A 14,041-nucleotide genomic window follows, 5' to 3' on the forward strand; every position below is an offset into this window, starting at 1 on the left:
ACAACGCAAACTGTTCGGAGACAAACACAAATCTTTGAAGGGATGCAGACCGGAGACGTGAACGGCCACCGGTCTGTTGTATAGCGGGGCGGATCAGGCCTTAATAAGGCGTTTTTTCCAGTATTTGATTTGGCGGCGCACTTCCTGCGGTGCGGTGCCACCGAAAGACTGGCGGCTTTTTACCGATTTATCCACAGTCAGGAAACCGAACACTGCATCATTAATCTGCGGATGGATCGACTGCATGTCTTCCAGCGTCAGTTTGGACAGATCGACTTTCTTCGATTCTGCCAGTGCAACGGCACGGCCTGTCACATGATGCGCTTCACGGAATGGCAGGCCAAGCTCACGCACCAGCCAGTCGGCGAGGTCAGTTGCCGTGGAATAACCGGAACCGGCAGCCTTTTTCATCGAGGCTTCAATCACGGTGAGGTCGGAAACCATACCGCTCATGGCTGCGAGTGCCAGTTCGATGGATTCAGCTGCATCAAAAACCGCTTCTTTGTCTTCCTGCATATCTTTGGAATAGGCCAGCGGCAGGCCTTTCATCACCATCAGCAGGCCGACAAGCGAGCCGGTGATACGACCGGTCTTGGCACGCACCAGTTCTGCGGCATCCGGATTTTTCTTCTGCGGCATGATGGATGAGCCGGTGGAGAAAGCATCGGACAGGCGGATGAAATTGAACTGCGAGGTTGACCAGATCACAATTTCTTCGGCCAGACGCGACAGATGGGTTGCGCAGATCGAAGCAATCGACAGGAATTCCAGCGCATAATCGCGGTCGGAAACGCTGTCGATCGAATTGCGGGTCGGTTCGCGGAAACCAAGCGCTTCGGCAGTCATATGGCGGTCAATCGGGAAGCCGGTACCGGCCAGTGCTGCGGCACCGAGCGGAGATTCATTCATACGCTCAATCGCATCGCGCACGCGGGAGAGATCACGGCCGAACATTTCCACATAGGCCATGCAATGATGGCCGAAAGTCACCGGCTGTGCTGTCTGCAAATGGGTGAAGCCCGGCATAACCGTTGCTGCATGTTCTTCCGCACGGATGAGAAAGGCTTCGATCAGAATTTTCAGCGAAGCAGCAGTTTTTTCCAGCTCATTTTTGACCCAGAGACGGAAATCCAGCGCCACCTGATCGTTGCGCGAACGGGCAGTGTGCAGACGACCTGCAGGTGCGCCGATCAGATCAGCCAGACGGGCTTCCACATTCATATGAATATCTTCAAGCTTGCGCGAGAAGGTAAATTTGCCATTTTCGATCTCGGCTAATATGGTATTGAGACCATCGGAGATCTGTTTGTGATCATCTGCAGAGATAATGCCGGTCTTGGCAAGCATGGCAGCATGCGCCAGCGATCCGGCAATGTCCTGAGCATAGAGTTTGCGGTCATAACCGATCGAAGCATTAATCTCTTCCATGATGGCAGAGGGTCCTGAGGCGAAACGGCCACCCCACATCTGGTTACTGGATTTTTCTGTCGTCATGCGCTTATGCCCTGAGCCGGAACTGTGAAGTAAAAGAACGATATTATGGCCGAAGATAATAAAGAGACAAAACCGAAAAGCGCAATCAGCCCGAAGATGATTTTGTTCGCCGGTATTGCCGGACTTCTGGCCGGTGCCCTTGCGGTATACGTGATGGAACCGCCTTCTGGCAATGTTGTTCCGACAGAGAATACGGCCAGTAATGCCGCAGCAGGCGGCGCAGAGGATGCAAAATGTGCGTTGAATCAGGAGCAGTTAGCTAAACTTTCTGCTGCTGCAACCGGTGAAGTTGCCGGAATGCAGCCATCCGATAAGCCTGCTTTGCTGACACATCTGCAATTTGATGCGCCGGATGGCTCCAAAACCACCATCGGCAATATGAAGGGTAAAACGCTGCTGGTTAATCTCTGGGCGAGCTGGTGCGCGCCGTGCCGTGAGGAAATGCCAGCGCTGGATAAATTGCAGGCCGAGCAGGGCAGTGATGATTTCGAGGTCGTAGCGCTGAATATCGATACCGGCGATATTTCCAAGCCGAAGAATTTTCTCAATGAAATCGACGTTGAAAAGCTCGGATTTTATCGTGATGCCAGTCTGACTGTTTTTAATGATCTGAAACGCAGAGGTTTGGCTTTTGGTTTGCCTGTAACTTTGCTGATTGATGAAACCGGTTGTCAGATTGCGGCAATGAACGGACCAGCACACTGGGCGGGGCAGGACGCTGTTAATCTGGTGAATACAGCCAAGAGCCTGCGTAACTGATTGGTCGCCAAATCCTGTATAATGTGATTTTACAGGATTTGGGTTTTCTGCTCTGCTGAAGATCTTAAGGGAGATTTTCTATGGGGCTGGATGTCTGGCTTGCCTTTACGGCTGCATCAATTGTTTTGCTGGTGATACCGGGACCAACAATTTTATTGGTGGTTTCCTATGCTTTGGGGCAGGGCTGGCGCACTGCCATGCCGATGGCCGCCGGTGTAGCGCTTGGTGACTTTACGGCTATGACATTGTCGATGCTCGGCATCGGTGCATTGCTTGCGGCCTCTGCCACAATATTTACAATCGTGAAATGGCTTGGTGCTGCCTATCTGATCTGGCTTGGTATCAAATTATTCCGCTCCGGTGCCTCGATGCAGGCAGAAGCGCGGGATGCCGATGTATCACCTGTGAAAATGCTGGCGCATGCATGGCTGGTGACATCTCTCAACCCGAAAAGCATCACGTTTTTCGTGGCTTTCCTGCCGCAGTTTCTTGACCGGTATGGCGATTTCTGGACGCAGATGCTGATCTTTGAAGCCACATTTCTGGTGTTGTCTTTCAGCAATGCGCTTCTCTACGCTTTTGCAGCGCATCGTGCGCGCGCAATGTTTAAAAGCCCGCGGATTTTGCGTGCTTTCAACCGTACCGGCGGCACATTGCTGATCGGCGCCGGTGTGGCAACGGCAACAATGCGCTCTTCGTAATTTTTTTGTTATGCTGTGAAACCGTCGCGCTTCAACCGCACAATTGCGAGGTTCAGCGCCGAGAGAAATGCGGAGCGGTCGCGGGCTGAAAACGGCTTTGAACCGCCGAATTGGCCTGATGAAACCGGATTGGCGGAACGTAACTCATCCATCAGATTGCGGGTGGCAAGAATATTGCCGATATTGGCCGCACTGAACAGGCGGCCATCCGGTGCAAGCGCAACAGCTCCGGCGGTGACTGCACGATGTGCCAGCGGAATATCTGCCGTGATAACAACCGCACCGGCACGGGACCGCTCGGCAATCCAGTCATCGGCCACATCCAGACCGGCAGGGACGATCACACGTTCAATCAGCGGTTCATCACGCGGAATAGCGATGAAGCTGTTGGCGACCACAAAGGTTCTGATGCGGTGGCGCTCAGCAACTTTATAGGTCTCGTTTTTAACCGGACAGGCATCGGCATCGACATAAATGCAGATGGTTTTGTTTTCATCGGAGTGTGTCATTCATGCTTCATGGCAAAGCCAAATGTGAATGGCAAGCGTTTAACGCTTGGCGAGGCAGGGCGGCAGGGATAAGCCGGTTGTATAGTTCGTGGAACAGATCATGCCAGTCAAATATTTCCCTGCTTTATTCGTCTTTCTCTGGGCAACCGGTTTTATCGGTGCGGGCCTTGCTATGCCCTATGCCGAGCCGTTCTGGTTTATGACCGCACGGTTTTTCATTGCTGCTATTATTCTGGCGATTTGGGCGCTGGTAACCGGTGCCCGCTGGCCGGACAAACGCGGGCTTGTGAACGCCGCGATTGTCGGTTGTCTCATTCACGGGATTTATCTTTCCGGCGTGTTCTGGGCAGTGCGCCATGGTTTGCCTGCGGGTATGACAGCGCTGGTTTCCGGCTTGCAGCCGCTGATTACCACGTTGATTGCCGCACTCTTCTTGCGAGAGACCGTGTTACCACGACAATGGCTGGGGCTACTGATCGGCTTCTGTGGTGTGGCGCTGGTGGTTGCACCGAAGTTTTCCTTGAGTTCCGGTGGGATTAATCCCGCAACATTAAGTGCGGCGCTCGCTGCTGTGATGGCGATCAGTATCGGCACGGTATGGCAAAAACGCTTTGCAGTGAAAATTGACCTGAGAACCGGTACCACCGTGCAATATATCGCAGCGGGTATTCTGACCGGCTTGTTGTCGCTGACTTTCGAAACGCAGACGGTGATCTGGTCGCCGGAATTGCTGTTTGCAATGCTCTGGCTGGTGCTGGTTCTGTCAATCGGTGCGATCTTGCTGCTGCTGATCCTGATCGGGCAGGGTGAAGTGTCAAAAGTCGCTTCGTTCTTCTATCTGGTGCCGGGAACAGCGGCGATTATGGCCTATCTGCTGTTTGGAGAAACGCTGACGCTGGTGCAGATTGCCGGTATGGTGCTGACCACATTTGGTGTGGCACTGGCAACTTTACAAAAGAAAAAACCGGCAGCTTAAAGCCGCCGGTCTGATTATTATTCTGATGTGATTAGCGGCGCGGCAGCAGCTTTTTCACTTCATCGGCCGCATCGGCAAGGGCTTCTTCCGGCGTGGCCTTCTGCTCAACAACGCGGGACAGATTATCAACAATAGTCTGGGTTACTTTCACGCCGTTCGAACCGGGGAAAGCATACCAAGGGATCATGATATTCATTTGACTCAGGCCGGCTTTGAACAGCGGGTTTTCGTCATAGAATTTGCCGAGATATTCATCCGATTTTGCAGCCAGTTCATTATTTGGCACATAGCCGGTACCAGGCACGACGACTGATGCGCCGTAAGGGCCGGCTGCAAATTTAGCAAATTTCCATGCGGCTTCAATTTTTGCGTCGTCCGATGTCAGGATAACAACCGCATTGCCACCGGTTGGCAGACGGCCTTTTTCCGGATTAAGCAGCGGGATTTTAGCGGTGCGCATGTCGAATTTGTCGCCGACATTTTTGATTGTATTGCGCAGGCCGCCGGTGGTCTGGAAAGCAAAGCCGACATTTCCGGCCGCAAAGGCCTGTTCACCGGCTTCTTTGGTAAAGACCGGCAGGCCGCTTTCTTTGACCATGCGATCGAGCAGTTTGAAAGCCGCTTCACCTTCAGCACCGCTGAATGCGACCTGTTTTTCATCTTCTGAAAGCATCCGGCCACCGGCACCGAATAACAGGGCTGAGAACATCCAGTCATCACCCTGCCAGCGGAAATCAATGCCCTGAACGCCGTTGCCGAGCGCTTTGATCTTGCCGCCGATGCGGATGACATCGTCCCATGTTGCCGGAGGCGTATCCGGGTTCTCGCCAACTTTTTTAAACAGGTCCGCATTGTAATACATGATCGGATTGGAAGTGGCGAAGGCCAGACCAACCTGACGGTCACCGAATTTGGCAAGGTTCAGAATGGTCGGAGTGAAACCCTGCGCTTCAAAATCAGTTTCTTTCTCGACCAGAGGTTTCAGATCAAGGCCGATATTGCGTTCACTTAAAATGCGCAGGCGGTTCAGGCCGGTAAAGGTGATGTCCGGCAGCTCAGCGGTGCCATTCTGACGCATAATCAGCTGAATGCCGTCTTCATAGGTCGCGGAAGGATTGACGAAATGGATTTTGATATCCGGATTTTCTTCCGTGAATTTCTTGGAAATATTGGCCATCACGTCCTGAAAAAAGCCCGGCATAGGATAATGCACATTGAGCGTGGTTTCAGCCAGAGCTGTGCTGCACAGACCGGAAAAAAGGGCCGCAGCGGTCAGAGTACGGGAGAAGAATGTCATTACAGGCTCCGTAAATGTTTGGGAGGAAGAGCGTTACAGACGTGAGGTTGCGATCAGCCTTTGAGGCCGGTCATGGTAATGCCCTCAATGAAGCGGCGTTGCGCTGCAAGAAAAGCAAGAACGAGGGGAAGGGTGATAATCAGTGTGGCAGCCATCAGTGCGCCATAGTCATCACCGGCTTCGGCAGCACGGAAATACAGCAGCCCCAGAGGCGGTGTGGCCATGTCCATATTGGTGACAACAATCAGCGGCCAGAACAAATCATTCCAGTGTGCAACCACGGAAAAGATCGAAAAAGCAGTAATCACAGGCCATGCATTCGGCACAATAACACGGGCGACAATGCCGGTTTCCGACATGCCATCGAGACGGGCGGCATTGATCAGATCATCCGGCATCGACCGAAAAAACTGCAGAAACAGGAAGATGCCGAACACCGAGATGAAGAATGGTGCGCTGATGGCGAAATAGGTGTTCAGCAGGCCTGTGCGCTCAAAACCTAAATAGAAAGGCAGAGCTGTGGCATGGATCGGCACCAGCAGACCGAGCATAACCGCGCTCATCATCACCTGTGCCGCACGGAAGCGCAGCTTGGCCATAGCATAGGCGCAAGGGATAGCGATGATAACCTGAACCAGCAGAATGAGTGCGCAGACCAGAACGCCGTTGAGCAGCAATTGCCCCATCGGCACACGGGAAAAGGCCTTGGTGATATTTTCGATCAGCGCCCAGTTTTGCGGAATGAGGCTGAGCGATGAGGAGAAAATATCCGATTGCGATTTGGCGGCCGTGGAGAGCATCCAGATATAAGGTGCAAGGAACAGCATCGCACCGAGAGACAAAATCCCGAGGCGGGTAAAACGTAAGACTGACATGATTTCCGCCTCTTAATAATGCACGCGGCGGTCAAGCACGCGATATTGCAACAACATCATCACGATCAGCACCATGAGAAAAATCACGGTCATGGCAGAGGCATAGCCGACGCGCAGGAACACGAAACCTTCCTGATAGATCGTATGCAGCAGCACTTCCGAGGCTTTGTTCGGCCCGCCTTGTGTGAGGGTTTTGACCGATTCAAAGACTTTGACGGAATTGATGACGCTGATGGTAAGAACAAAAAGTGTGGTTGGGCCGAGCAGCGGCCATGTCACCAGCCGGAAACGCTCCCATGCGCTTTTAGCGCCGTCCATTTCGGCAGCAGCATATAGTTCGCGCGGAATGGCGGTAAGACCAGCCAGAAACAGCACCATATTGAAGCCGACAGATTGCCAGATGCCGATCATGGCAAGACTTGGAAGCACGGTTGAAGAACTGCCGAGCCAGTTTGGCCCGTCGATGCCCAACAGGCCAAGCATCGCGTTGACCGGCCCCATTGTCGGATGCAGGAGATATTGCCAAACGGTGGCCATGGCCACGAGCAGCGAGGCAACGGGCAGGAAATAGACGGTGCGGAAAAAGGCTTTGCCTCGTGTTTCACTCTCAATCAGCATAGCTGCACCTAATCCGAGAAAAACGGAAAGCGGGGTGACGATCAGTGTGTAGAGTGCGGTGTTTTGCAGAGAGATACGGAAGGTACGGTCTTTGAAAAGTTCAATATAGTTTTCTAAGCCGACGAACTGATAATCCGTATATCCCAGTTCAAAATTGGTGAAACTGAGATAAAACACCGCCAAGGTCGGCAGTAAAATGAACAGAAGTACCAGCGACACAGCCGGTGCCATCAGCTTCCATGCCAGACGCTCTTCACGTTTGCGTGCGGCATTGGCTGCCTCACGCGCTGTCATTACAGGGGAGAAGCTTTGCGCAATATCAGACATGGCTGTCAGCCTTAATGCGGCTTGAAACTGTATGAGAAAGTTTGCGCAGGCGCTGACCTTCCGTATCAAACAGCAGTGCTTTATGCGGATCAAAAGTCAGAAAAACCGGCATATCCGGTTGTAGATCCGCTGCCATGGCCGGACTGCATCGTACAGTCAGTAATTCCTGAGCACCCGGAGCATTGAGATAGACCAGAGCTTCAGAGCCAAGAAATTCAATACGCGCTACTGTGGCTGAGATCGCCCTGTCCGCAGGTTTTTCGTGGGCGCGGCGGATTTGCAGGTCTTCAGGCCGGATCGCTACACTGAGTGCAGAGCCGGCATGAATGTCAATTTCGCTTAAAATTGCTTTGCCGGCAAAGTGAATAATGCCCTGATCGCTGGCGCGGGCGCTCAGCACATTGATTTTCGGGCTGCCGATGAAGCGGGCAACTTCGATATGACGCGGATTATTGTAAATCTCGGACGGTGTATCGATTTGCAGCAGGTTGCCACCGATCATCACAGCAACACGGTCGGCCATGCTCAGCGCTTCGGACTGGTCATGGGTCACATAGAGGCTTGGCACACCGGCACGGCGATGCAGATCGACAATTTCAGCACGGGTATGCACGCGCAAATTGGCATCGAGATTAGAAAGCGGTTCATCCATCAGGAAGACCTGTGGCTGGCGCACCATGGCACGGGCAAGCGCGACACGCTGGCGCTGACCGCCGGACATTTGCGCAGGTTTGCGGTCGAGCAGATGGTCGATCTTGAGGCTCTGCGCAGTTGCCTGCACCTGTTGCTGAATGGCGGCACGTTTTGCCGCCTGACCCGGCATCCAGTTGCCGATCAGCGGCAGACGTTCTGTCATGGTCAGATCACGCATGGCCAGCGGTACGGCGATATTCTCCCGCGTGGTCAGATGCGGATAGAGCGCATAGGACTGGAACACCATTGCAATATTGCGGTCTGAAGGATGAGCGGCGGTAATATTGCGCCCGCCCAGCCAGATATTACCGTCATCGGCATGTTCCAAACCGGCGGCGATACGCAGGATGGTGCTTTTGCCGCAACCGGAAGGCCCGACCAGTGCAATGAATTCACCGTCTTCGGCTTCAATCGTCACATCTTTAAGAATGTGCTGATCGCCGAAAGATTTGGAGATATTTTTCAGTGCGAAATGCGCCATTATGCCTGCTCCGTTGCATCGGCGCTGGTAATGGCGGCAGTGTGGCTCGACGGGTAAACTTCATGCACCACATCATCAAGCAGATAAGGACGCAGCTGTGTCAGTTCGGTGATTTCGCTATGCACATTATCGGTCAGCGTATGGATCACTGCGCCGACAATGCGCTCACCCGGCAGGTCGCGCTCCATCGGGCCGACGATAAAGCCGGAGGAAGGCCCCCAGATCAGCGAAATACCCTGATGATGGCCAGCCCATGCGCGGTGCAGATGACCACTGGCATAAAGGCGGACATTATGTGCGCTGAACAAATCCATCAGGCGTTTACGGTCTTTGGGCGAGGCGCCCCAATAGCCGCTGTCGCCTTCATCGGGACTATCGACGAAAAGCGGTTTATGGGCAAAAATCGCAACAGGTTTGCCACCGGCACCGTTCAGAATATCTTCCAGCCATTGGAATTGTTCTTCTTCCTCCATATGGCCGCTGCCGATCAGCAGGCTGTTGAGGCCGATCAACCGCCAGCCGGACTGGTCATGTACCCAGCGGTCAGGGCCGACCAGATCGCGCCAGCGTGCAAGACGCTCGTCATTGACCGGTTGCAGCGAGGAAGGCAGATGGCCGACATCGTGATTACCCGGAACGCAGAGTACCGGCATGTTCAGTTCGCCCAGAAGATCAGCACAGAAAGTCAGGTCGTCGTCAAAATCCGCACCATCCACGGCCAGATCGCCGGTATGGATCACGAGATCCGGCTTAACTTCTTCCAGCCATTCGGCGAGAGGTTGCCAGTTTTTAGTAAAATGTGTTTTGGATGGGCTGAAATGGGTGTCGGTAATCTGAACAATCCGCATGGATCTGCTCCTTCACTGTGTTGAAGAGAAGATGCGGATGTGTATTTCTAACGGGGGACACAGGCCGCTAATGCGCGTTTCTTACACTGTGTTGGTGACAGGCAGACCTCAGAGCAATGACAAAATTGTAACATCGGTCGCTGCCTATATTTTCTTAAGGCTCAGCAGGAATTGCCCGAGTATCAGGCGCTGACGGGTAGGGCGCAGGCCAGCCTTTTGCAGAATGGGCCGGATAAGAGACGTATCCTGCATTTGTAGCAGGCGTTGCATACGCATTTGCGCACGTAATTTTTCAGGTACTTCCAGCATGACATGACCCATTCTTCAGTTGCGAATGATTTTCACTTGCAAAATTATTGCAGACTCATTACGAAGAGTGCAATTGACAATCATTTGCAAGTAGGATTTTCTATTTGCAATAAACACAATTGGTATGGATCGAGGAGTTGAGGATGTTCAGCAAAATGAGGCGCGTGCTGCTGGCCGGTATTATTGGTACAGCTTTTTCTGCCGCGCTGGTGGTGGTGCCTGCTGCGGCACAAGAAAAATTCAAGGCAGTGACAACCTTTACAGTGATTGCCGATATTGCCCGTAATGTGGCCGGTGATGCCGCGATTGTTGAATCCATTACCAAGCCGAATGCCGAGATTCATGATTATCAGCCGACGCCGGGTGATATTATGAAGGCGCAAGGCGCACAGCTGATTTTCTGGAATGGCCTTAATCTTGAGCGCTGGTTTGAAAAATTCTTCCAGCATCTGAAAGATGTGCCAAGTGTTGTTGTGTCTGAAGGCGTTGAGCCGATGGGCATTACCGAAGGTCCGTATAGCGGCAAGCCTAACCCGCATGCCTGGATGTCTCCGTCTGCAGGTATGATTTATGTCGATAATATCCGCGATGCTTTCGTGAAGCATGATCCGAAAAACGCCGAAACCTATAAGGCCAATGCTGAAGCCTATAAGGCCAAACTCAAGGCACTGATTGATCCGATCAAGGATGAGCTGAAAGATATTCCGGAAGACAAGCGCTGGCTGGTGACCAGTGAAGGTGCTTTCAGCTATCTGGCTCGCGACCTCAACCTGAAAGAGCTTTATCTGTGGCCGATCAATGCCGATCAGCAAGGTACGCCGCAGCAGGTGCGTAAAGTGATTGATGCCGTTCGCAAGAACAATATCACCGTGGTTTTCTCTGAAAGCACGATCTCTCCGGCACCTGCCCAGCAGGTGGCTTCTGAAACCGGCGCGAATTACGGGGGTGTTCTGTATGTGGACTCGCTTTCAGAGCCGGACGGTGCCGTGCCGACCTATCTCGACCTGCTTCGTGTGACAACTGACACGATTGCGAAGGGTCTTAAATCCGGAGACGCAAAATAATGAATGCCCCGCTTAATGCCCTCCCAAAGGCATCTCTGTCTCCCGCATCATCCGATGCGGGAGCAGGGCTTATGGTCAGTGGGGCGACAGTAACCTATCGCAATGGCCATACGGCTCTGCGTGATGCGAGTTTTGAAATTCCGACCGGTACCATCACTGCTCTGGTGGGCGTGAATGGTTCCGGTAAATCGACCTTGTTCAAAGCGCTGATGGGCTTTGTACGGCTGGCAAAAGGCGATATCCGCATTCTCGGGCTTCCGGTGAAGCAGGCGCTCAAGAGCAATCTCGTAGCCTATGTTCCGCAGTCGGAAGATGTGGACTGGAATTTTCCGGTTCTCGTTGAAGATGTGGTGATGATGGGGCGCTACGGCCATATGGGCATGATGCGCCGTGCCAAGCCTGCCGATTATCAGGCGGTGACGGATGCACTGGCACGTGTTGGCATGAGTGACTTCCGCAAGCGCCAGATTGGTGAATTATCCGGCGGTCAGAAAAAACGTGTCTTTCTGGCGCGTGCGTTGGCACAGGATGGCAAAGTCATTCTGCTGGATGAGCCGTTTACCGGTGTGGATGTGAAAACCGAGGAAGCCATTATCAAGCTGTTGCGCGATCTGCGCGATGAGGGGCGGGTGATGTTTGTCTCGACCCATAATCTCGGCAGTGTTCCGGAATTCTGTGATCGCACAGTGCTGCTGAATCGTACGGTTCTTGCCTATGGTGCTACGGAAACCATCTTCACGCAGGCCAATCTTGAGAAAACTTTCGGCGGTGTTCTGCGCCATTTCGTGCTCAATGATACCGATAAAGGTAAAGCGCATCCGGTGAATATTCTGACCGATGATGAGCGGCCGCTGGTGCTCTATCAGGACAACCACGGTAAGGGAGCAGAGTAATGGAACTGCTGCTTGAGCCGTTCTCCTATCAATATATGATCAATGCCATGTGGGTTTCGGCGCTGGTCGGCGGGGTGTGCGCATTCCTGTCCGGTTATCTGATGCTCAAAGGCTGGTCGCTGATCGGCGATGCTCTGTCTCACTCCATCGTACCGGGTGTGGCGGGGGCTTATATGCTCGGTCTGCCTTTTGCGATCGGTGCTTTCTTCTCCGGCGGTCTGGCCGCGGCCGCGATGCTGTTTCTCAATGAACGTACCAAGCTGAAAGAAGATGCGATTATCGGCCTGATTTTCACATCCTTCTTTGGTCTCGGTCTGTTTATGGTTTCGCTGAAACCAACGGCAGTCAGCATTCAGACCATTGTACTGGGCAATATTCTGGCGATTACACCAGCGGATACGCTGCAACTGGCGATTATCGGTTTTGTATCGCTGGTCGTGCTGCTGTTCATCTGGAAAGACCTGATGGTGACTTTCTTTGATGAAAGTCATGCCCGTTCTATCGGTTTGAACCCGACTGTGCTGAAAGTGATTTTCTTCACGCTGTTGTCGGCCTGTACCGTTGCGGCAATGCAGACTGTGGGTGCATTTCTGGTGATCTCTATGGTGGTGACACCGGGGGCTACAGCTTATCTTTTGACTGATCGCTTTCCGCGTTTGCTGATGATTGCTGTGATCATCGGAACGCTCACCAGTTTTACCGGTGCTTATATCAGTTATTTTCTCGATGGCGCGACCGGCGGGATTATTGTTGTGATGCAGACGCTGATCTTTTTGGCGGCATTCTTTTTCGCGCCAAAGCATGGCATGCTGGCTGCAAGACGTCGGGCAGCTGAAACTCTCAAAGCAGAGGTGCAGTCATGAGCCTGATTGAAACTCTGATGATGCCGTTTCGCTTTGAATTCATGGTCAATGCTATGGTCATTGCCATGCTGATCGCGATACCGGCTGCATTATTGTCGTGTTTTCTGGTGCTTAAAGGCTGGTCGCTGATGGGGGATGCGGTTTCCCATGCGGTGCTGCCGGGTGTGGTGCTGGCCTATATCATCAATATTCCGCTGGCGATCGGCGCTTTCGTAGCAGGGATGTTCTGTGCACTGGCAACCGGTTTTCTGAAAGAAAACAGCCGGATCAAACAAGATACCATTATGGGCGTTGTCTTCTCCGGTATGTTTGGTCTTGGACTGGTGATGTATGTGAAGGTGCAGTCTGATGTGCATCTGGATCATATTCTGTTTGGTGACATTCTTGGTATCGGCAAGCAGGATATGATTGAAACAGCAATCATTGCTGTGATTGTAACTGCATTGCTGGTGCTGAAATGGCGGGATCTGTTGCTGCATGCTTTTGATCCGGCGCAGGCGCAGGCCGTGGGGTTGCCAGTCAGATTGCTGCATTATGGTTTGCTGGCTATTCTCTCACTGACCATTGTCGGTGCTTTGAAAGCGGTCGGTATCATTTTGGCCATTGCGATTTTGATTGCACCGGGGGCAATTGCCTTCCTGCTGACACGCAATTTCAGTTCCATGCTGGTTGTTGCGGTTGTTGTGGCAGTCGCTGCGTCAGGACTTGGTGTTTATGCCAGCTTCTTTATCGACAGCGCACCGGCACCGACAATCGTTCTGCTGATGACATTGATGTTTATTGCGGCGTTTATTATTGCGCGTCGTCGTGTTGCCCGTGCGGAGAGACAGGTTTTCTCCTCTTAACTTCATGCAAGAAAACGATTCTCTGCAGGCAAGGCGTCGCATGTGAGTGCGGCGCCATATTTTTTGAGCTGAAAATTATATTGCAGCGGAAATCTGAAAAGCAAAAAGCCGCGCAGTGCGCGGCTTTTGAAGGCTTAACCAAACTGGAGCGGGCGAAGGGATTCGAACCCTCGACCCCAACCTTGGCAAGGTTGTGCTCTACCCCTGAGCTACACCCGCTCGCGCCAGTTTGTTGGTTAGGCCTGCGCTATATGGCAAAAGCCTGAGTGATTTGCAACAGGAAAAATGCAAAAATCTGTAATTTTTTTAAAGGATTTAAGACGAAACGGAGAGGTGGCTTTGTCTTGGCAATAATGCGGGGAAATTGCATCAGAAAAGCAAAAAGCCGCGCAGTGCGCGGCTTTTGAAGTCTAACCAAACTGGAGCGGGCGAAGGGATTCGAACCCTCGACCCCAACCTTGGCAAGGTTGTGCTCTACCCCTGAGCTAC

At 52.7% G+C, this 14,041-nt stretch carries 16 protein-coding genes and 1 tRNA gene; 7 read left to right on the forward strand and 10 right to left on the reverse strand.

From position 1 onward, the window contains the following. Positions 1-93 precede the first annotated feature (93 nt). Complete coding sequence (gene argH, locus JNC80_RS04290; protein WP_075653840.1) at positions 94-1,494, reverse strand: argininosuccinate lyase; 1,401 nt, start codon at positions 1,492-1,494, stop codon at positions 94-96. A gap of 45 nt (positions 1,495-1,539) precedes the next feature. Between argH and tlpA the strand changes: the two genes are divergently transcribed. After that, complete coding sequence (gene tlpA, locus JNC80_RS04295; protein WP_376709586.1) at positions 1,540-2,253, forward strand: thiol:disulfide interchange protein TlpA; 714 nt, start codon at positions 1,540-1,542, stop codon at positions 2,251-2,253. A gap of 80 nt (positions 2,254-2,333) precedes the next feature. Further along, positions 2,334-2,954 (forward strand): LysE family translocator, encoded by a 621-nt coding sequence (locus tag JNC80_RS04300; protein ID WP_376709587.1) that lies wholly within the window; start codon positions 2,334-2,336, stop codon positions 2,952-2,954. A gap of 8 nt (positions 2,955-2,962) precedes the next feature. Here JNC80_RS04300 and JNC80_RS04305 read toward each other — a convergent pair whose 3' ends face one another. Beyond that, positions 2,963-3,463 (reverse strand): YaiI/YqxD family protein, encoded by a 501-nt coding sequence (locus tag JNC80_RS04305; protein ID WP_376709588.1) that lies wholly within the window; start codon positions 3,461-3,463, stop codon positions 2,963-2,965. 100 nt (positions 3,464-3,563) lie between these two features. Between JNC80_RS04305 and JNC80_RS04310 the strand changes: the two genes are divergently transcribed. Next, a complete protein-coding gene (locus JNC80_RS04310) occupies positions 3,564-4,439 on the forward strand; it encodes a DMT family transporter (protein WP_376709590.1) in 876 nt (291 codons plus the stop codon). Positions 4,440-4,470: 31 nt separating this feature from the next. Here JNC80_RS04310 and JNC80_RS04315 read toward each other — a convergent pair whose 3' ends face one another. The 6 genes from JNC80_RS04315 to JNC80_RS04340 all read right to left on the reverse strand — a co-directional run bounded on the left by JNC80_RS04315 (position 4,471) and on the right by JNC80_RS04340 (position 9,887). Beyond that, positions 4,471-5,736: an ABC transporter substrate-binding protein gene (locus tag JNC80_RS04315; protein ID WP_376709591.1), complete on the reverse strand. Its 1,266-nt coding sequence runs from the start codon at positions 5,734-5,736 to the stop codon at positions 4,471-4,473. Positions 5,737-5,789: 53 nt separating this feature from the next. Continuing rightward, positions 5,790-6,611, reverse strand: coding sequence for a carbohydrate ABC transporter permease (locus tag JNC80_RS04320; RefSeq protein ID WP_376709592.1), 822 nt, complete (start codon positions 6,609-6,611; stop codon positions 5,790-5,792). 12 nt (positions 6,612-6,623) lie between these two features. Continuing rightward, positions 6,624-7,556, reverse strand: coding sequence for a carbohydrate ABC transporter permease (locus JNC80_RS04325; RefSeq protein WP_376709593.1), 933 nt, complete (start codon positions 7,554-7,556; stop codon positions 6,624-6,626). Further along, a complete protein-coding gene (locus tag JNC80_RS04330; protein ID WP_376709594.1) occupies positions 7,549-8,730 on the reverse strand; it encodes an ABC transporter ATP-binding protein in 1,182 nt (393 codons plus the stop codon). Before JNC80_RS04330 ends, JNC80_RS04325 begins: the two co-directional genes overlap by 8 nt. Further along, positions 8,730-9,578 carry a metallophosphoesterase family protein gene (locus JNC80_RS04335; RefSeq protein ID WP_376709595.1) on the reverse strand — a complete coding sequence of 283 codons (849 nt, stop codon included), beginning with the start codon at positions 9,576-9,578 and terminating at the stop codon, positions 8,730-8,732. Before JNC80_RS04335 ends, JNC80_RS04330 begins: the two co-directional genes overlap by 1 nt. Before the next feature lie 144 nt (positions 9,579-9,722). Beyond that, a complete protein-coding gene (locus tag JNC80_RS04340) occupies positions 9,723-9,887 on the reverse strand; it encodes a hypothetical protein (RefSeq protein ID WP_376709596.1) in 165 nt (54 codons plus the stop codon). A 143-nt stretch (positions 9,888-10,030) separates the two neighbouring features. On the opposite strand from JNC80_RS04340, the gene JNC80_RS04345 reads away from it, so the two are divergent. Genes JNC80_RS04345 through JNC80_RS04360 form a run of 4 tightly spaced genes read left to right on the forward strand, consistent with a single transcriptional unit; the run spans position 10,031 to position 13,552 of the window. Then, on the forward strand, positions 10,031-10,951 hold the full coding sequence (locus JNC80_RS04345) for a metal ABC transporter substrate-binding protein (RefSeq protein WP_376709597.1): 921 nt from the start codon (positions 10,031-10,033) through the stop codon (positions 10,949-10,951). Further along, complete coding sequence (locus JNC80_RS04350) at positions 10,951-11,844, forward strand: manganese/iron ABC transporter ATP-binding protein (protein ID WP_376709598.1); 894 nt, start codon at positions 10,951-10,953, stop codon at positions 11,842-11,844. The genes JNC80_RS04345 and JNC80_RS04350 overlap by 1 nt, the downstream gene beginning before the upstream one ends. After that, positions 11,844-12,707 carry a metal ABC transporter permease gene (locus tag JNC80_RS04355; protein ID WP_376709599.1) on the forward strand — a complete coding sequence of 288 codons (864 nt, stop codon included), beginning with the start codon at positions 11,844-11,846 and terminating at the stop codon, positions 12,705-12,707. Before JNC80_RS04350 ends, JNC80_RS04355 begins: the two co-directional genes overlap by 1 nt. Continuing rightward, positions 12,704-13,552, forward strand: a complete 849-nt coding sequence (locus tag JNC80_RS04360; RefSeq protein WP_151158899.1) for a metal ABC transporter permease — start codon at positions 12,704-12,706, stop codon at positions 13,550-13,552. The genes JNC80_RS04355 and JNC80_RS04360 overlap by 4 nt, the downstream gene beginning before the upstream one ends. Before the next feature lie 144 nt (positions 13,553-13,696). Here the strand turns inward: JNC80_RS04360 and JNC80_RS04365 are convergent. Both JNC80_RS04365 and JNC80_RS04370 read right to left on the reverse strand, forming a co-directional pair. Beyond that, positions 13,697-13,771 (reverse strand) — tRNA-Gly (locus tag JNC80_RS04365). A 28-nt stretch (positions 13,772-13,799) separates the two neighbouring features. After that, positions 13,800-14,041 (reverse strand): hypothetical protein (locus JNC80_RS04370; RefSeq protein WP_376709600.1); only part of this gene is annotated, 242 nt, incomplete at its 5' end.

Source organism: Pseudochrobactrum lubricantis, from assembly GCF_041929865.1.
In the GTDB taxonomy this organism is placed as follows: Bacteria; Pseudomonadota; Alphaproteobacteria; order Rhizobiales; family Rhizobiaceae; genus Pseudochrobactrum; species Pseudochrobactrum saccharolyticum.